20 protein-coding genes are annotated in these 17,816 nt (G+C 67.4%); 9 read left to right on the top strand and 11 right to left on the bottom strand.

The features are described 5' to 3' along the window. Positions 1-53: 53 nt before the first annotated feature. Genes BMX32_RS00795 through BMX32_RS00805 form a run of 3 tightly spaced genes read right to left on the bottom strand, consistent with a single transcriptional unit; the run spans position 54 to position 4,134 of the window. Positions 54-965, bottom strand: coding sequence for a hypothetical protein (locus BMX32_RS00795; protein ID WP_089973942.1), 912 nt, complete (start codon positions 963-965; stop codon positions 54-56). Then, complete coding sequence (locus tag BMX32_RS00800; RefSeq protein WP_089973943.1) at positions 962-3,199, bottom strand: M1 family metallopeptidase; 2,238 nt, start codon at positions 3,197-3,199, stop codon at positions 962-964. Before BMX32_RS00800 ends, BMX32_RS00795 begins: the two co-directional genes overlap by 4 nt. A gap of 44 nt (positions 3,200-3,243) precedes the next feature. Further along, positions 3,244-4,134, bottom strand: a complete 891-nt coding sequence (locus tag BMX32_RS00805) for a 2OG-Fe(II) oxygenase (protein ID WP_139206646.1) — start codon at positions 4,132-4,134, stop codon at positions 3,244-3,246. Between the two features lie 101 nt (positions 4,135-4,235). Between BMX32_RS00805 and BMX32_RS00810 the strand changes: the two genes are divergently transcribed. Beyond that, positions 4,236-4,634, top strand: coding sequence for a DUF3224 domain-containing protein (locus BMX32_RS00810; RefSeq protein WP_089976775.1), 399 nt, complete (start codon positions 4,236-4,238; stop codon positions 4,632-4,634). On the opposite strand, the gene BMX32_RS00815 is transcribed toward BMX32_RS00810, so the two are convergent. Further along, positions 4,631-4,879, bottom strand: a complete 249-nt coding sequence (locus BMX32_RS00815) for a GIY-YIG nuclease family protein (protein ID WP_089973945.1) — start codon at positions 4,877-4,879, stop codon at positions 4,631-4,633. The two genes, BMX32_RS00810 and BMX32_RS00815, sit on opposite strands and share 4 nt — an antisense overlap. A gap of 39 nt (positions 4,880-4,918) precedes the next feature. On the opposite strand from BMX32_RS00815, the gene BMX32_RS00820 reads away from it, so the two are divergent. Beyond that, positions 4,919-5,986 (top strand): aminotransferase class I/II-fold pyridoxal phosphate-dependent enzyme, encoded by a 1,068-nt coding sequence (locus tag BMX32_RS00820; RefSeq protein WP_170843528.1) that lies wholly within the window; start codon positions 4,919-4,921, stop codon positions 5,984-5,986. Here BMX32_RS00820 and BMX32_RS00825 read toward each other — a convergent pair whose 3' ends face one another. After that, entirely contained in the window at positions 5,987-6,775 is a 789-nt protein-coding gene (locus BMX32_RS00825; RefSeq protein WP_244511357.1) for a tRNA threonylcarbamoyladenosine dehydratase, read from the bottom strand. It lies immediately after the preceding gene. Between the two features lie 236 nt (positions 6,776-7,011). Between BMX32_RS00825 and BMX32_RS00830 the strand changes: the two genes are divergently transcribed. The 4 genes from BMX32_RS00830 (at position 7,012) to cqsA (ending at position 11,403) form a co-directional block, all read left to right on the top strand. Continuing rightward, complete coding sequence (locus tag BMX32_RS00830) at positions 7,012-7,401, top strand: cytochrome c (protein WP_089973948.1); 390 nt, start codon at positions 7,012-7,014, stop codon at positions 7,399-7,401. Between the two features lie 15 nt (positions 7,402-7,416). Continuing rightward, complete coding sequence (locus BMX32_RS00835) at positions 7,417-8,829, top strand: sensor histidine kinase (RefSeq protein ID WP_089973949.1); 1,413 nt, start codon at positions 7,417-7,419, stop codon at positions 8,827-8,829. After that, positions 8,829-9,866 (top strand): response regulator, encoded by a 1,038-nt coding sequence (locus BMX32_RS00840; protein ID WP_170843529.1) that lies wholly within the window; start codon positions 8,829-8,831, stop codon positions 9,864-9,866. The genes BMX32_RS00835 and BMX32_RS00840 overlap by 1 nt, the downstream gene beginning before the upstream one ends. Before the next feature lie 262 nt (positions 9,867-10,128). Then, the gene (cqsA, locus tag BMX32_RS00845) at positions 10,129-11,403 is read left to right on the top strand and encodes an alpha-hydroxyketone-type quorum-sensing autoinducer synthase (RefSeq protein ID WP_089973951.1); all 1,275 of its coding nucleotides are present in this window, start codon (positions 10,129-10,131) and stop codon (positions 11,401-11,403) included. A gap of 17 nt (positions 11,404-11,420) precedes the next feature. Here the strand turns inward: cqsA and BMX32_RS00850 are convergent, their stop codons facing one another. From BMX32_RS00850 to BMX32_RS00870, 5 genes are all read right to left on the bottom strand, one after another. Next, positions 11,421-11,726 carry an Mpo1-like protein gene (locus BMX32_RS00850; RefSeq protein WP_089973952.1) on the bottom strand — a complete coding sequence of 102 codons (306 nt, stop codon included), beginning with the start codon at positions 11,724-11,726 and terminating at the stop codon, positions 11,421-11,423. A gap of 11 nt (positions 11,727-11,737) precedes the next feature. Next, positions 11,738-12,619, bottom strand: a complete 882-nt coding sequence (locus BMX32_RS00855) for a pirin family protein (RefSeq protein ID WP_089973953.1) — start codon at positions 12,617-12,619, stop codon at positions 11,738-11,740. Positions 12,620-12,679: 60 nt separating this feature from the next. After that, positions 12,680-13,540, bottom strand: a complete 861-nt coding sequence (locus tag BMX32_RS00860; protein WP_244511358.1) for an alpha/beta hydrolase family protein — start codon at positions 13,538-13,540, stop codon at positions 12,680-12,682. A gap of 96 nt (positions 13,541-13,636) precedes the next feature. Then, positions 13,637-13,840 (bottom strand): transcription antiterminator/RNA stability regulator CspE, encoded by a 204-nt coding sequence (locus BMX32_RS00865; RefSeq protein WP_089973954.1) that lies wholly within the window; start codon positions 13,838-13,840, stop codon positions 13,637-13,639. Positions 13,841-14,171: 331 nt separating this feature from the next. Further along, a complete protein-coding gene (locus tag BMX32_RS00870; protein ID WP_046967385.1) occupies positions 14,172-14,381 on the bottom strand; it encodes a cold-shock protein in 210 nt (69 codons plus the stop codon). Between the two features lie 314 nt (positions 14,382-14,695). Here BMX32_RS00870 and BMX32_RS00875 point away from each other — a divergent pair, with 314 nt between their 5' ends. The 3 genes from BMX32_RS00875 to BMX32_RS00885 all read left to right on the top strand — a co-directional run bounded on the left by BMX32_RS00875 (position 14,696) and on the right by BMX32_RS00885 (position 17,091). Continuing rightward, positions 14,696-15,169, top strand: a complete 474-nt coding sequence (locus tag BMX32_RS00875) for a hypothetical protein (protein WP_089973955.1) — start codon at positions 14,696-14,698, stop codon at positions 15,167-15,169. A 187-nt stretch (positions 15,170-15,356) separates the two neighbouring features. Then, on the top strand, positions 15,357-15,872 hold the full coding sequence (locus BMX32_RS18785) for a hypothetical protein (protein WP_211664163.1): 516 nt from the start codon (positions 15,357-15,359) through the stop codon (positions 15,870-15,872). Between the two features lie 151 nt (positions 15,873-16,023). After that, positions 16,024-17,091 carry a phospholipase A gene (locus tag BMX32_RS00885; RefSeq protein WP_089973956.1) on the top strand — a complete coding sequence of 356 codons (1,068 nt, stop codon included), beginning with the start codon at positions 16,024-16,026 and terminating at the stop codon, positions 17,089-17,091. Positions 17,092-17,217: 126 nt separating this feature from the next. Here the strand turns inward: BMX32_RS00885 and BMX32_RS00890 are convergent, their stop codons facing one another. Further along, a complete protein-coding gene (locus tag BMX32_RS00890; protein WP_089973957.1) occupies positions 17,218-17,700 on the bottom strand; it encodes an FKBP-type peptidyl-prolyl cis-trans isomerase in 483 nt (160 codons plus the stop codon). Positions 17,701-17,816 lie beyond the last annotated feature (116 nt).

The raw sequence follows: 17,816 nt of genomic DNA on the forward strand, positions 1-17,816 counted from the left end.
GAGCCGCGACGAGTCGCGGCTCGTACCGTCGACACCAGGCTGGCTCCTGCCGACTAGAGCGCCGATGCGAAGTCCGTGCGGCGCCGTCGCTGTGCGCTGACCGCGGCGAGTCCCGACAGCGCCAGCAGGCGCGCCGTGCGCATCCAGGCCACGACCACCACACCGAGCTGCACGATCAGGAACCCTGCCAGCAGGCCGCCGCCGGTCGCGGTCGTATGGCCGCGCCACGACGCGATGGCCGTCAGCAGCGCCATGCCCACCCCCGTGACGATCGCGAAGACGACAAGCGTCGCGAACGGCCGACGCACGCACTGCATGAACCCACGACCCAGCGCGACGAACGCGGATCGCAGGCCGATATCGGCGATGAACTGCGCGCGTGCCGACTCGACGATCGACTGCGCGACGACGAGACAGAACACGGACAGTCCCAGTGCGGCGTGCTGCACCATCTCGGCGCGCGAGGCGAGCAGGCTCGTGTCGACCTTGTCGTCCGCGAACGACGACATGCCGAAGGCGGCCGCGATGAACAACGCATAGGGCACCCAGGCGAGGATACCGAGGCGCAGCATCCGCCCGTATTCCGTCGCGCCGCCCTGCAGCAGGCCGCCGAAGCCGAGCGCGCGGTTCGCGCGGCCGCCCGCCACGACCATACCCGTGAGGAACGGTGCGACGGCTAGCGTCACCAACACGCCGGCGACGAGCGTCATGCCCGTCCAGGCGTTGTTCGTGGTCAGCGCGTTATAGGTGTCGCCGAACATGAGGCCATCGAAGTGCACGGCCCACGCATCGGCATGCACCGAACGACCGAGCAGCTGATCGAGGGCGCGCCAGAGCGGCAGCGCGGCGACGGCGGTCGGCAGCAGCGTGATCAGGATCCACAGCAGTGCGAGGCGCCATTGCAGGCCACCCAGCGCACCCTGCGCGAGCGCCGCCAGCGACGAACGTTTCTTCTGGTTGTTCATAGCGTCCCCAGCAGCGCGTAGAAACCCTGCAGGAGGGCGGCGAAATCGGCACCCCAACGATGCGAGGCCGCGTGGTTCGCGTCCACCGTCCGGCTATCGTTGAGCTTGTTGTTGTCGAGGAACAGCTTTCGCTCGGGATCGAGTTCCGCGGAGACAGCCTTCGTCGGCCCGACGATCTCGAAGCGTGCCCAGCGACGATCGTCGTCCCAGCGCAACGCCTTCGACGAGCCGTCGCTGAAGGTCACCTTCAGCGTCTGCGGCACCGGTGCGCCATCGCGCCACACGGTGACGGTCGTCTTCCACGGGAACGGACCCGTGCCCTTCTTCGCATCGGGATGATCTTTCTTCCACGCGTCGCGCTGCTTCTTCACCGACGCGTCGATCGTGTCGCTGTCGACCTCCGTGCGACGCCCGTCCTTCACGACGGTGCCCGGGAGCGGGAGCACTTCGTGACTGACGATGTCGGTCACCCGGTCGTCGATGCGCGCGGTGCCATAAACGAACTGGTCGAACACCTGCGCGACCACGTCGGGCTTGCCCGATACCTCCGACAACGTCGCCTGCAGGTCCGCGATGGAAGGATGGCGGAAATGCCACGTCGCGTAGTACTGCCGGAACGCCTTCTCGGTGACATCCTTGCCGAGCCGTTCCTCGAGGTCGTGCATCGCCGTGGCGGTGCGCGAATAGACGGTGCCGTACTCGCCGCTGGAAAGCCGGTTCCACGCGTTCTGGCCGAGCGGATCGGCCGCACGCGCGAGCCTCGCCAGCATGCGTTCGAGTTCGAACCCGCCGATCGGCGCTTCCACACCGAAAAAGCGCCAGAACGGCGTCGTCAGGTACACACGCTGGCCGCGCTCGCGCAGCATGCGATCGTCCCAGTATTCGTTGAGGCCTTCGTCGAGCATCGGCTCTTCGAATTCGTTCGATGCCAGCAGGCCGTAGAAATAGCCGTGGCCGAATTCGTGGATGGTCACGAAGTCGAGCAAAAATTCGTTGATCGTCTTCGGCACGACCTCGCGATAGCTGTCCGCCGTGAAGAACGTCGGATACTCCATGCCACCCGCTTCCGACGCGTTGAACGGCGGAATGACCGCGGTCAGCGTCTTGTACGGGTAAGGACCGAGCGTCGAGGAGAAGTACCGGATCGAATCGATCGACGCCTTCAGCGCCGGCGCCGCGCTGGCCTTGTACTCGGGCGGATAGATCACGCGCACCTTCACCGGCGGACTGCCGGGGCCGGTGTACTCGCCGTCGAGCGTCTCGTACCCGGGCGCGGCCATCCAGGCGAAGTCGTGTACGTCGCCCTGGATGAAGTGCCAGGTCAGCTCGTTGCCTTCCGGCACGGGGTCGCCCTGCTGCTCGCCGACGGCGCCGACCACATAGCCCTTGGGCACCGTCATGCGCACGTCGTACTCGCCGAAGTCGGCGTAGAACTCGCTGTTGAAATGGAACTCGTGCACGTTCCAGCGAGGCGCGGTGGCGCCGCGTTCGCCCGCCAGCTCGAGCACGCCGATCTTGGGGAACCACTGCCCCACCAGATGAAACGCACCCACGTAGCCCGTGCGCTCGATCACGCGGGGGAGCTGGCTATGGAAATTCATGTCGAGGGTCACGCTGCCGCCTGCCGGTACCGGCTGGGCGAGGTCCACGCGCACGACCGTGTGATCCGTGGCGGGGCCGCCATCCGGATGCACGTAACGCCACTTCAGCGCGGCACCGTCCTGTTCGACGTTGCCGAGGTCGATGTAACCCCACTCGCCTTTCTTCACCGCGTCCGTTCCGCGCGAACCGCCGTTGGCGGCGAGGCGGCGCCGCTCGGTGAAGAACGTGCTGCCCTCGCCTTCGAACGCGTTGAGGTAGAGATGGAGGTAGACCGAAGACACCGGGCGATCGCTGCGGTTGCGCCATGTCAGCTGCTGCTGGCCGTCGACCGTGTGCTTGACCGGATCCAGGCGCGCCTGGATGCGATACGACACCACGCGATCCGAAAGCGTGGCCTCGCTGCCGTTGCGCGGACCACCCCACGCGTCGGGCGCGCTCGGCGTGCGGACGTACGCGGCATCGCCCCCGACGAGAGGAATGTCCACGGGCACCGGCGGCGCGGCGACCGTGCCCGTGGGAGCGGGCGCGGCGACCGGCGTCGTCGCCGGTGGCTCCTGCGCCCATGCGGCGTGCGCGCACAGCACGCACGCTGCCGCGACGAAACGAACGACCCTGGCTGCCTCGCGGCGCATGCTTCTCCCCTTCCCCTTAACCGTCCGCAGACCTTACACCAGACTCAGCCGGGATAGGCGCGCTCGCGCATCCATTTCGTGAGGATCCATTTTTCGCCGCGGAGCACGGGCGCGCCGCCGTGCAGGGAGAGCGGATCGAGCGCGCCCTCCGGCGTCGTGTACTCGAAGTACAGGGCCTGGCCCCGGCGCGGTACGTAACTGAAGTCGATGCGCGGGAAAATGGTTTCGCCACCGGCGTCGACGTCGTTGAGGTACATGATGAGCGTCGCCACGCGCTGGCCGCCGCTCGCCAGGTGCGCCTTGCTGCCCGGATCGTCGGGCGCGAAGTAATCGTAGTGCGGCACGTACTCGCCGCCCACGCCGTAACGCATCGACTGCAGGCCTTCGCCGTGGTTTTCGTCGAGCCGCATGATCGCGGCCGCGCGCGCATCGATGCGCGCGATCAGCGGATTCTCCGAACGACCGAAGTTGGCACCTTCGCTCGTACGGATGTCCTGCACCACGCCCTTCCCCGAGCCGGGGCTGACCACGAGGGATCGTTCGAGACGAGCGGAGGCCATGTCACGCAGCGCGTCGCACTCGTCGGCATCGAGCACGCCGTCGAGGATCGCGATGGCCGGTCGCGTCATGCGCGCGATGACGCGGACCTGGCGATCGCCGGCATCCAGCACGTGACCGTCCGCGAGACGGCTGCGGAAGACGGCGAGGCCGGGAACCTCGTCGTCGGGGGCGCGCGGCGCGGCGCCGCCGAACATCGCGTCGGCGATGGCGTCACGCGCCGCGCGCTCGTCGAAACGGTTCTCGCGCATCGTGGCCAGCAGGTCGGCGGGGCCGTGGCCCGCGGCGAGCGACTCACCGATCCACCGATGCCAATCCGGGGTAATCTTCGTATGCAGGCGAGCTTCCAGGGCCGGCCTCCTCAGTCTGTGCACCATCCGTGTCCCATGTTTCCCGACGGGAGTCATGCATGCGTATTCCGCGCCGGAGCGTGCTTGTCGCGCTCATCCTATGTCAGTCCATCGCTTACGGGTACCCCATGTCACAGCACGCACGCGGTACGTTCGACGTCGCCATCGCACCGGTCGGCACGCCCGACGTCGGGGAGGGCTCGGCGCTTGGCACGATGACGCTCTCGAAGACCTTCCACGGCGTCGTCGACGGCACGTCGAAGGGCACGATGCTCACCGCGGGCAGCACCGGCACGCCCGGTTCGGCCGCTTACGTCGCGGTCGAGCGATTCCAGGGCACGGTCGATGGACGCAAGGGTGGTTTCGCGCTCGTCCACCGCGGCGTGATGTCGGCCAGGGGACAGGATCTCGTGATCACCATCGTGCCGGACTCGGGCAGCGGGGAGCTGAAAGGCATCGCGGGCAGCCTCGGCATCGAGGTCAAGGATGGTAAGCACTTCTACGATCTCGAATACACGCTGCCCTAGGCATCCGTGGACGCGAGCCACGCCAGTTTCCGGCTCTTCGGCAACCGCTTGATCGCGTGCTCCGCCTTCGACGCGGCCGACCGGTCCGCGAACGGGCGCGATCCCAGCAGGCGCACGGGCGGATTGGCCCGCGTGTATCGCGCGCCCTTCCCTGCGACGTGGGCGGCGTAGCGCGCGTCCAGATCGTTGGTGATGCCGGCATACCAGGCACCGTTGCGGCATTCGATGAGATAGACGCACCACATCGTGCGGAGCCTACCAGCGACGTGCCTACAATGGTCGCCATGGAACCGACGTTCGATCTCGCCGTGAACCTCCCGCCGCGCCTGGACGCCGCGGCACTGCTCGACGCGCATCTGTCGACCACGCGGTTCCGGCCGGACGACCTCGCCTATCCGGACACGTCGGGACCCCTGGCCGCGCGCGAGGCGATCGCCCGCTGGCTGTCGCGCGTCGCCGGATTGCCCTCGGCCGATCCCCAGGCGATGACGACGACGCTCGGCGCGCGGCATGCGCTGGGCCTCGCCCTCGCCGCGGCGGTCGGTGGCGGCGCGCCGTCGGTGCTCGTCGAGGACCACACGTTCCAGGGGTTTCGCGCGATCGCGCGCGGGGCCGGGATCCGCTGCGTCGACGTCGCCATGGACCGCCACGGCATGCGCCCGGACGCGATGGCGGAAGCGGCGGCGCGAGGCACGCGCGCCGTCTACCTGCAGCCGACCCTGCAGAACCCCACCACCGTCACGATGCCGCTGTCGCGTCGGCAGGAGATCGTCGACGCGGCACGCGCGCTCGACCTCGTGTTGATCGAGGGAGACGTGTACTCGCCCCTCGCCTCGCAGGCCCACGTGCCCCTGCCCGCGCTCGCGTCGCTGGCGCCGGAGCGCACGTTCCACGCGGGCGGCATCGGCAAGGTGCTCGGGCCGGGCCTGCGCGTGGGCTGGCTGCTTCACCCCGACGCGACGGCGCATGCCTCGACCGCCGCCACCCTCCAGCGCGATCACGACGGACTGCCGGCGCTGTGGCCCTGCGTCGTCGCGCGCTGTATGGACGATGGGAGCCTCGACGCCCACCTGACGGCGCTCGCGCGGGCGACGACGGCGCGCGGCGAGCTGGCCCGGCGCATCGTCGGCGAGGACCTTGTCGTGTCCGGTACGGGCCTGCACGCATGGCTGCCGGACGCGGACGCGCCGCGGCTGGAGCGTCGACTGCTCGATCAGGGCGTGCGCGTCGCGGCATCCGCGCATTTCGTCGCCGAGGGTCGCGTACCGGCGGGCATCCGGCTGGCCCTCGGTGCCGAGGGCGACATCGCCCGCCTCGCGGAGGCGCTGCGGATCGTCGCCGCGGCGCGCTGATCAGGCCTTCGGCTTCGCCGTCAGCTTTTCGAGTGCCTTGCCCACCGCGGCGAACGCGAACGCACCCGTGACGTGCGTGGCCGCGCCGAGGCCGCCGCCGCAGTCGAGCTTCAGGGCGTCGCTGCCCGGCGGCCGCACACCGCACACGCTGCCGTCGGCCTGCGGGTACTGCACGTTCTGCATCGAATAGACGGCGGACACGCCGAAGAAACGATCCGGATTGCGCGGGAAGCCGTGCTCCTGACGGAGCTTCTTGCGGATCATGCTGAGCATCGCGTCGTGCTCGGTGCGGGAGAGATCGCGCACCCGGATCTGCGTCGGGTCCGTGCGACCGCCCGCCGCGCCCACGGTCACGAGGGGCACCTTGCGGCGACGACACCAGACGATCGTCTCCAGCTTCACCTTCAGCGCGTCGCAGGCGTCGATCACCACGTCGTAATGCCGGTCGAGCAGCTCGTCGAGGGTGGACGGCGTCAGGAACCGCTCCATGGCCTCCAGCCGGATCGTCGGGCTGATGGCGTGGGCGCGCTCGGCGATGACGCCAACCTTGGGCTTGCCGTACTGGCCGTCCAGCGCGTGCAGCTGCCGGTTGGTGTTGGAAAGGCAGACGTCGTCGCCGTCGATCAGCGTCAACCTGCCGATGCCGCTGCGGGCCAGCGCCTCGGCCGCCCACGAACCCACGCCGCCCACGCCGATCACGCAGACGTGCGCATGGGCGAGGCGATCCAGGCTGCCGCGACCGTACAGTCGCTCGATACCGGCGAAACGTTCTGCCTGGGCCGTGCTCACGGGGGACTCGTTCGAAGAATGTGTGCTCATCGTCTCATACCGAAAGAAGGCGGCTCCAGGGACACTCTGGCCAACTATCGCAAGCGCCACCGGACCGCGCCCGCCGCTCGAGAAGGGAGCCACCCTTCCCGGCGCGACGCGACCGTCGTGACGCCCCTTCGTGACGTCGTGGCGCTTGCGATAGTTGGCCAGAGTGTCCCTGCTATGCTGGCCACCTCATATGTCATGGACCACCCATGCGCTCGCTGCTATTCGTCGTCCTCGGCCTCGTGACAGGCGCGATGGGGGCAACCTTCGCCTGGTCCGCCCTGCACCAGGGCACGCCGTTCCATCGGGGCGTGATGACGGTGATGCAACATCACATGGGTGCGTTGCGGGCCAATGTGCGGGCGGGACAGTGCGATGCCAAGGCGTCCGCCGAGCGTTTCGCCCGCATGCGGGCCACCGCCGGCGATGTCCGCGAGGCCTTTCCGGAGATGGACGCCGCTTTCTATACCGAGGCGCAGCACCTGGACACGGCGCTGGACCGCGCGGTGGCGGCCGCCCCCGGCACCTGTGCCGCCCTGACCGCCGCGCTGGCGCCGGTGGGCGACACCTGCCAGTCGTGTCACCGGCAGTACCGATGAGCCGGGTGGCCCGCCGTGTCTGACGACCGCTCCACCGAAGCCATCGGGGATACCGTGCCTCCGCGCGCCGACGTGGGTCGTCCCCGCCAGTTCTTCCGCCTCCAGCTGTGGCTGCTGATGCGCGCGCTGGAGCGCTTCGAGACCACGATGTTCCTGCGCACGCGCTACTCGCAGCCGAAGATGGTCGCGATCGGCGTGGTCGGCAGTTTCTGCCTGGCCGTGTACTACCCGATCTGGGCGTACCTGTTTCCGCAGCCGTACGAAAACCTGCCGATGCGGCTGATCTGCAGCGCCACGTTCATCCCGCTCGCCCTGCTGCCGTGGTGGCCGCGCCGCCTGCGCACGCACCTGCCTACCTACTGGTATTTCGCGATGACCATCGCGATGCCGTTCTTCGTCGGTTACATGACCCTGCGTAACGCCACCCCGGCGTGGCTGATGACTCACCTCGCGTGCGTGATGCTGCTGATGATGCTGTTCGACATCGCCAGTTTCCTCGTCGTGTTCACCATCGGCAGCGCGCTGGCCGCGCTCGTCTTCGTGCTGTCGCCCGAAGCGCACCTGCATACGCGGACCATGCTCGAATACGTACCGCTGCTGATGTTCGGCATGGTGGGCGGCGCGACCTGCACGGTATCGGCCAACATGGCCGACCAGTCGCGCATCGACGCCCTTACGGCCGCCTCCAACAACATCGCCCACGAGCTGCGCACGCCGCTGGGCTCCCTGCGCATCGCCGCGCGGGCGGTGGCCCGCTTCATGCCCGACCTGATCCGCAGCCACCGGCTGGCGGAAACCGAAGGCCTGCCGGTGCCTGAAGTGCGCGCCCAGAGCCTGCACGCGCTGGAGCGCAGCATCGGGGTGATGGAACGCGAGGTCACCTACGCGAACACGATCATCGACATGCTCCTGCTTTCGGCCCGCCCCATCGGCGAGGTGCCGCTGAGCCCCCTCGGCGCCCGCGAGCTGGTGGACCAGGCCCTGCGCCGGTTTCCCTATGGCTCGCGGGCCGAGCGCGAGCGGATCACGCTCGCCGCGGCCGGCGATTTCCGGCTGCTGGGCGAGGAGGCCCTGGTGGTCCATGTCATATTCAATTTATTGCGTAATGCACTTTTTCATACCGATCGGGCCGGCAAGGGCGACATCCGGGTCTATATCGAGCCGGGTGAAATGCTGAACCGGATCCGCGTCCACGACACGGGCCCGGGCATCCCTCCGGACGTTCTGCCCCGTATTTTCAACCGTTTCTATTCGCATGCCAGCGATAGCGCGGGTACGGGCAACGTCACCGGTCTGGGAATAGGACTCGCTTTTTGTCGCGCGGCGATGGAGCATATGGGCGGAGGCATCACATGCCGTACCAATCTGGGGGAATTCACGGAGTTCACCCTCTCCTTTCCGCATCCGGAGGCCGGGGACCGGCAGTGATGACGCTGAGCTCTCAGGGCGATATCCAGCCCTTCCATTTTCCGACCACCACGGTGCTGGTCGACGACCACGAGGAATACCTCGACGTCGTCCCGTTGCTGCTCGATCCGATGATGCGCGTGCGCACCTTCAGCTCGCCGCGGAACGCGCTGGCCACCCTTGGCAACAATGGCAGCCGTCCGGTGCCCGGCGGCGGCTGGCTGTATCGCTGGAAGGACCGCCCTTCGGAGACGCAGGAACTCGTCGCGCTGGATATCGATTCCATCCATCGCGTGGTCTACGACCCCGAGCGCTTCGCGGAGATCTCCGTGGTCGTGGTCGACCAGGCCATGCCCGAGATGGATGGCATCAGCTTCTGCAAGCGGCTTCCGAATCCGCACATCGGCAAGATCCTCCTGACCGGCCGCGCCGACGACGCGACGGCCATCGACGCGTTCAACTCGGGCGTGATCGACCGCTTCATCCGCAAGAACGATCCCAAGGCGATCGAGAAACTCCAGGCCGCCATCACGGAACTCCAGCATCGCTACTTCGAGCGCGCGAGCGCGTTCGTGGCCGAGACGCTCGCGCTCGGCAATTTCCGCTTCCTGCGCGACCCCGCGTTCCGCGAGGTCCTCCAGTCCGTCACCGCCACCTTCCAGCCCGTGGAGTGCTACGTGCACTGCAATCCCACGGGCCTGCTGCTCGTGGACGCGTGGGGTATCGGCCGGTTCCTGCTCGTGCAGACCGACGAGGATCTCCGCACGCACTATGAAATTGCGGCAGATCTCGGCGCCCCTCCCGCCGTCCTCGAGGCCCTCCGTCAGGGGGCGGCACTGCCCTGGTTCAAGTCGCGCGACGGCTTCTACCACAAGGGCGTACGCGATCCGGAGTCGCAGCTTCACGCCGCCACTGCCGTCTCCGGTGAACAGTGGTACTACTACGCGCTCATCGACGATGTGGAGCGATTCCGCCTGCAGCACGTGAAGTCGTATCGCACGTGGTTGCGCGAGCAGGATCTCAGCCTGTCCGCCGACAGTCGGTCGCGCCCCATCTAAGCTGACCGCTCAGCCCTCGGTCTGAGGCACGCCCGCGCCGGTTCGCCGGTCGCGTCGGGTCTCCGTTGCCCAGGAAAACCCATCGGCGCGGTTCCGTCGCGTCGGATCCTCTCTGTCTACCAGAGGTGCGGCAGGCCCTCGCGGGCTCGTCTCTCGCGTGCCTCTCTCACGATTTCGCGTCTGCCAGGGCGAGGCAGGCGCGCGTGCGTCGTCCGGCCGGACGGCGGCGAGGTTCGCCCGACCTGACAGAGAGAGAAAAAAAATGGAAAACGTTTCCATCCTTCATCCGATCGTCAAGGCGCCAGAACTTCCGGCATTCGTGACGCGCAGGGTCGATCGATTTCACAACGAACGCGTGGCCATCGACTGGGGCGGCCGTCACATTTTGCGCGGCCGGGCCCCACGCCCGAACGACCTCATGCTCCAGAGCAACGACTACCTCGCCATCGCAGGACATGCCGACATCGTCGAAGCGCAGCGTGCGGCGCTCGCGGAGGGCGGCCTCGGCATGATGATGTCGGCCCTTTTCCAGCAGGACGCCGACCAGCCGTTGCATCGCGCGGAAGCCGAACTCGCACGCGCCGTCGGCAGCCAGGACGGCATCCTCGCGCAGTCCGGGTTCGCCGCCAACGTCGGACTGATCCAGTCGCTCGCGGGCGAACGCGTGCCGGTCTACATCGACATGCTGGCGCACGCATCGCTGTGGGAGGGCATTCGCAGCGCCGGTGCGAAAGCGGTGCCCGTTCTGCACAACGATGTCGCCCACCTCGAACGCCAGGTGTTGCGCCACGGCGCGGGCGTGATCGTGGTAGACGCCGTCTACAGCACGAACGGCAGCCTGGCGCCGCTCGCCGATATCGCCGCCGTCGCCAACGCCCAGGACTGCGTGCTCGTCGTGGACGAATCGCATTCGCTCGGCACGCACGGCGCACGCGGCGAAGGCCTCGTCGCCAGCCTCGGACTCAACGATCGCGTGCACTTCATTACCGCCAGCCTGGCGAAGGCGTATTGCTCCCGCGCGGGATTCATCGCCTGCACCACGCGGTTCAAGGACTACTTCGGCTGCGAAGCGCTACCCGCGATCTTCAGCTCGTCGTTGCTGCCGCACGAGCTCGCGGGGCTGTCGGCCGCGCACCGCGTGATCCAGACGGAAACGTGGCGCCGGCAGCGCCTGCGCAGCGTCACGCGTCGGGTCCGCCGGGAACTGACGGCGATGGGCTTCCCGATCGGCGACGGCACCGAGCAGATCGTCGCGTTCGAGGCGGGTCAGGAAATACTCACGGGCCACGTGCGCGACGTCATGGAGCGACGCGGCATCTTCGGTTCCGTCTTCAGCGCACCGGCGACCACGGTCAACCGCTCGCTGCTGCGCCTCACGCTCCATGCCGGCATGACCGATGCCGACGTGGACCGACTGCTCGACGCATGCCGCGACGCGCGCGACGAGCTGGCCTTGCCGGACTGGAGCGCCACGCGTCGTGCGCAACGCGGAAACGGTCGGACCGCGGCGACGGAGGCGGTCATCGACGTCGCATGACGACGGGCGTGGACGCGTCAGCGCAGCGAGACGCGTCCACGCAGGATGTCGACGAACATGGCCCAGTCGCCCATGAAGCTGTAGAGCGGATGCCGGAACGTGGCGGGGCGGTTCTTCTCGAACACGAAATGACCGACCCAGGCGAACCCGTACCCGCCGACCAGGGCGCCGAGGATCCACCATGCGTTGCCCGTCGCCACCAGCATCGCCAGTGCGACGAGCACGAGCCAGCTGCCGGCGAAATGAAGTCGCCGGCAGCGTACGTCGGCATGCTCGCCGAGGTAGTACGGATAGAACTCGCGGAAGCTGGCGAATGCGGCCATGGGCGCCTCGGTCAGTAGGTGGGCAATGGAATGCGTTCGTATTCGTCGCCCGGTACGACCGGAAAGCGCCCTTCCGCCCAGTCCGCTTTCGCGGCATCGATGAGCTCCTGCGAACTGGCGACGAAGTTCCACCAGAGGTGTCGCTCGCCGTCGAGCGGCGCGCCTCCGAAGAGCATCACCAGAGACGGCTCCGTCGCGACGAGCACCGGCGGTTCGCCATCGTGCGCGACCGCCATGTCGAGCTTGCCGAGCGCCAGGTCGCCGAAGCGCACCGCGCCTTCCACGACGTACGCGCCCCACTCCGCGTGCTGCGGCGGCATCTCGATGCGCGCGCCGGCCGCAAGCCGAGCCTCGACGAAGAACATGGGTGCGAAGACGCGCACGGGCGACGTGCGGCCGAACGCGTCGCCGGCGATCACCACGAGACGCGCGCCATCCCTTTCCACCACCGGCAGATCGCGCGCCGGATGATGGTGGAAGGCCGGATCGGTACGCTCGTGCGCCTTAGGCAACGCGACCCACACCTGGATCCCGTGCAGCTGACCGTTGTGCTTCTCGCCCGCCGGGCGCACTTCGGGCGGCGTGCGCTCGGAATGCACGATGCCGCGGCCCGCGGTCATCCAGTTGACGTCGCCGGGATGGATATCGACGGCGCTGCCGAGGCTGTCGCGATGACGGATCACCCCATCGAAGAGCCAGGTGACCGTGGCGAGGCCGATGTGCGGATGCGGCCGGACATCGAGTCCGACATCGTCCTTGAATGACGCCGGGCCCATCTGGTCGAAGAAGACGAAGGGGCCGACGTGGCGCGCATTCAGATGCGGCAGCATGCGGCGGACGACGAAGCCGTCGCCGAGATCGCGCTGCTTGCCGTCGATGGGGGTCGTGGTCATGGTGTTCTCCGTGGATGCGAAGAAGCCTAGCAAACGCGTGCCGGCAACGATGGTACCGGTCTATCGCGAGAGGATCGCGCCCGCCAGGCGCTGGGCGACGCCCTCAGGCCGTTTGATCCAGGCGAAGTGATCCGCCCGCACACCGCCGAGGTCGGTGGTGCTGACGACACCGGCGGTGTGCGGCGCGTCGGGCATCTTGTCGACGAGGAACGCGAGCGACGCCGCCGGGGCCATCCAGTCGTCGCACAGGCGCAGCGAGTGCACCGGGGCGCTCTGTCGGCGCAAGGCGCCCTCGAGATCGACGGCGAGCCCCGCCGCCACGTAGGTGCCGGTGCGTCCGCTGCGCGCCCAGTCCGAGACGACGCCCCGCGCCTCGTTGCCGCCGAACCCGATGCGGCGACCGGGCAACCGACCGACCACGCGCGCCAGCAGCGGAGCGAACGCATAGGCCAACCACACCCACGGCCGAAACTTACGCCAGTACGGCGCACCGCTCGCCACCAGCGCGATGCCCGCGAGCGGGACCGGCGTGAGCGCCGCCAGCAGGCATGCCAGCTGGCCGCCCAGGCTGTGGCCGCCCACGAGCAAGGGAACGTCCGGGACACAGGCGGCGAGCGATTCGAGACTGCGCGGGAGGTCGAAAACGAGAAGTTCGCGGTAGCCCCAGTCGCAGCGGCGGCTCGCCCGCCGGTCGCTGGAACCGTGCCCGCGCCATTCGTGAACGCCGACGGCGATGCCGTGCGCCGCGAGGGCGACGGCGAAGGATTCGTAGTGGCGCGCGGCGACCCCGAGAGCCGGGATCCACAGCAGAGCGCCTTTTATCGAGCCGTCCGGGCGATAGACCACGAGATCCGCCGTGGCGCCATCGTCCATGCGAAGGACCCGTGTCTCACGTCCGGACTCGGCCAGGGTCTCGCTCATGCCTGATCACCATGCGCGCAAAAGCTCCTCCGGCACAGGGCGCCGGAGGAGCGGAAGTCATGCAATAGCGGGCGGCGGATAGCCTGCCCGAATAACTCACTTCGGAACGACGTTGTCCGCCTGCGGGCCCTTCTGGCCCTGGGTCACGGTGTACTCGACCTTCTGTCCTTCCTGCAGCGACTTGAAGCCGTTGCCCTGGATCGAACGGAAATGCACGAACACGTCCGGGCCACCCTCATCCTGGGTGATGAAGCCAAAACCCTTGGCGTCGTTGAACCACTTCACAGTACCAGTTGCCATCACACACACCTCTATCCAACACACGAATAACCCGGCTCGCACGAGCCGGCGACTTACTGGGTATGCAGGACCGGGTGAGGCGATGGAGCGCTGGAAATGCTCGCTTACATCGGGTCACTCGCGTGACCGCGCAGACACAGTAAGAGCGATGATAACCACATTTCGCCAAAGTTCTGTAGGGGAATGCCTACATGGGACGAATTTTTGACGCCGATCACGCGAATCGACAGCAAAAAAACCCCGGTCCGTGCTCGAGTTAACGCCTGATCAGGCGAAAAAAAACCGGACGTTGCCGTCCGGTCTTTTCGCGAAGCGTGTCACAAAGCCTTTATCAGGCCTTGTTGACTTCTTCAGCCTGCAGGCCCTTCTGGCCGTTGACGACCTTGAAGGAGACCTTCTCGCCTTCGGCGAGGGACTTGAAACCATTGCCCTGGATGGCGCGGAAGTGCACGAACACGTCCGGGCCGTTCTCACGGGAAATAAAGCCGAAGCCCTTGGCGTCGTTGAACCACTTAACGGTGCCGATCTCACGATCCGACATAGAAACACTCCAAAATTTACAAATGAAACCAGCGACTTAACTCAAGCCGCTGCGTTACTGGTGTGCAAGGAAACGCGAGGAGCGAAGCGATGTTGCGGATCGGTGATCAGCTGCATCGGGTCAACGTAACTCTATGACCCCGGCAAACTCAGTCCGCCGACTATACTCGCCACCGAAACAAATAGCGATGGGCGCTATCGTGGGGCCCGCGCTGACGCCGTTTTCACCCCGGGTCGGCACATGCTTGCGCCGCGTCGCACCCGGGGTGCGACTTCATCACCACCGTCACCGCAACACCAAGGGGGACTTCACCCATGAACCGCCACGCTATCCGCCTGATCCCGCTGCTCGCCGGCGCCCTCGCCATCGTCGCGTGCTCCGACCACACCACGAAGCCCACGACGACCACGTCGCGCACCGTCACCACGACGGCCACGCCCGCGGCGGGCACGAAGACGTCGACGACCACGACGTCCTCCACCGGCGGCACGCGCACCACGACCCGCGCCACGACGAAGGATGCGCCGCTGCCCGAAAGCACGGGCATCGCGTCGTGCGACGAATACCTCGCCAGCTACAAGACCTGCCATCTCGCGGCCGGCATCTACGCGCGCGACCAGATCGACGGCCGCTACGAGATGATGCGCACCAGCCTTCTGAAGCAGTCGCAGGATCCGGACATGCGCGACCAGCTTGGCAATCGTTGCACGTCGCTCGCAACGCAGCTGAAGGAAGCGCTGCACGGCAAATCCTGCGCCGACGTGCCCGCGCCTGCGTCCACGCGCTGAGGCCGGTCCCTCTCCACCGGGCGCACGATCACGACGGGCGTCGTCGACGTGTCGTATGCGCGTGACGCCGCGGTGGAGGGCTCTCCGCAGTTGGGGCGCCATTAAATCGCGCCTTGTTAGCGTCGGTAGCCGGTGCCGTGCACATGCCTGCACCGGCACACCCACGCTGACGTAAGGAGGCCCATCCATGAAGATTTCCGCACGCGCCATCGGCTTTGGCGCTTCGCTCCTGCTGGCAGGCACCGCGTTCGCGCAGAGCGCGCCATCGTCGCCCAATCAGGTCCCGCCTCCGCCCCCCGGCGAGGCGACGCCGAAGCTGCCGGACCCCACCTCCGGCGCGCTCGCGCCGCCTCCGCCGCCCGCCACGCCGGATGCCCAGAACGCCAACGTGCCGCCGCCCGCGGCCGATGCGCCGCCTCCGCCTCCGCCGCCGCCTCCGGGCATGGAAGCGGGTTCCGCGGGCGCCGCGATGGCCACGCCGCAGGGCCAGGTCAACGTGAACAGCGGCCCGGCGCCGGCGAAGTCGTATGGTCCGCCGCCGTCGTTCGAATCGCTGGCGAAGGGCAAGAAGTACATCACCCCGGAAGATGCCTCGGCGTATCCGCTGCTGGCCAACGACTGGGACTATGCGGCCCACCAGGGCAAGCGCATCAGCAAGGCCCAGTACGATCGCTGGGTGCAGCAGGCGGGCGCGGGCAAGTAACGTGTCACCGCACGCGCGGGGGCCCATCGGGGCCCCCGCCGCTTCATGAACCTGCGCAGGGTGCATCGGTCGCTGCACGGTCCGCATACGTTCGCGGCAGCTAAACTCCCGCATCGCCGGGCCGGCATGGCCCACAGGGAGCTCGTCGCACATGAAATCCATCCGCACCGCGGGCGCCCTGGGCGCCTTCGCCTGCCTGCACGCGGGCATCGCATTCGCACAGAATCCGAGTCCGATCGACATCCGGGGCTGCGCGGGCATCGAAACCGATTCGCAGCGCCTGCTCTGCTACGACAAGGCGGTCGGTCGCGACCGGCTTCCACAAGCGGCGAAGCGCGAGGAGCCGTCCGCGAAATCCGTGAGCGTCGACATCGCGACACGCAATGCCGAGGATGTCGCGCGACCGTTGTCGCTGCTCGACAGCCGGTGGGAGCTCTCGCCGGAATCGAAACTCGGCACGTTCAACCTGCGCGGCTACAAGCCGACCTACGCCCTGCCTTTCTTCGGCAGCTCCAGCCAGAACAGGCGTCCGCACAGCCCGGCACCGGACCACACGGTGACCACGCCGCAAAAGCTGGACGACGTCGAGGCGAAGTTCCAGATCAGTCTGAAGACGAAGGTCGCCGAGAATCTGTTCGACGACAACGGCGATATCTGGGTGGGCTATACCCAGTCGTCCCGCTGGCAGGTCTACAACAAGGACAACTCGCGCCCGTTCCGCGAAACCAACTACGAACCCGAGGCGTTGCTGGTGTTCAACACCAACTACCAGGTGTTCGGATGGACGGGTCGCCTCGCCGGGATCGGCATCAATCACCAGTCGAACGGACGTGCCGATCCCCTGTCGCGCAGCTGGAATCGCGTCGTCGCCGATGTCGGTTTCGAGCGTGAAGGCTGGACGGTGATGCTGCGCCCGTGGTGGCGCATTCCCGAGGACCGCAAGGACGACGATAACCCGGACATCCAGGATTACATGGGCCGCGGCGAAATCCAGGTCGTGCACGAGGTGGGACGGCAGGAATTCGGACTCACCGCGCGCCATTCTTTCCGTGGCGGCGACCGGTCGCACGGATCGCTGCGCGGCACGTGGAGCTTCCCTGTCGCGGGCAACCTGCGCGGTTACCTCGAAATCTTCAACGGCTACGGCGAAAGCCTGATCGATTACAACCACCGGGCCACGTATCTGGGGCTGGGTGTGTCGCTGCTCGACTGGTACTGAATGGGCGAAGCGGGCGTACCGCTATGCCGCTTCGTTGGCGTCTCGCGCCTGAAGGGGCGCGTCGCCTGAATCGCGCCCGGTACGCTCGAAGGAGCGCACCCGGGCGCGATTCACGGGGCCTCACCGTTAATGGTGATGACCACCCTCGCCATGGATGTGACCGTGGGCGAGTTCTTCCTCGGTGGCCTCGCGGACGTTCGTGATCTCGACGGCGAAGTGCAGGGTCTGGCCGGCGAGAGGGTGGTTGCCGTCGACCGTGACGTTGTCGCCTTCGATCTTCGAGACCGTGACGTTGATGCTGCCCTGGTCGTTGCGGCCCTGGAACTGCATGCCCGGCTGCAGGTCTTCCACGCCCTGGAACGCGGCGCGGGGAACGACCTGGATCAGCTCGTCGTGACGAACGCCGTAGCCTTCTTCCGGCGTCACGTCGACCTTGAACTGGTCACCGGCCTGGCGGCCTTCGAGCGCGTTCTCGAGACCCGGGACGATATGGCCTTCGCCGTGGATGTAGGCCAGGGGCTCGCGACCTTCGGAGCTGTCGATGACATTGCCCTGGTCGTCGGTCAGCGTGTAATGGAACGCGACGGCGCTACGGTTCTGGATCTGCATGGAATACTCGCTTTAGGGGAGAAAGGAAGGCGCAGGGCGGCTTCCGGACCCCCAAGGCTAGAAGACCCGCCCCCCGACTGCAAATCACGAACGCTTCGCGATGCTGCGGCGCAACC

Origin of the sequence: Luteibacter sp. UNCMF331Sha3.1, from assembly GCF_900109915.1 — a bacterium.
Classification (GTDB): Bacteria; Pseudomonadota; Gammaproteobacteria; order Xanthomonadales; family Rhodanobacteraceae; genus Luteibacter.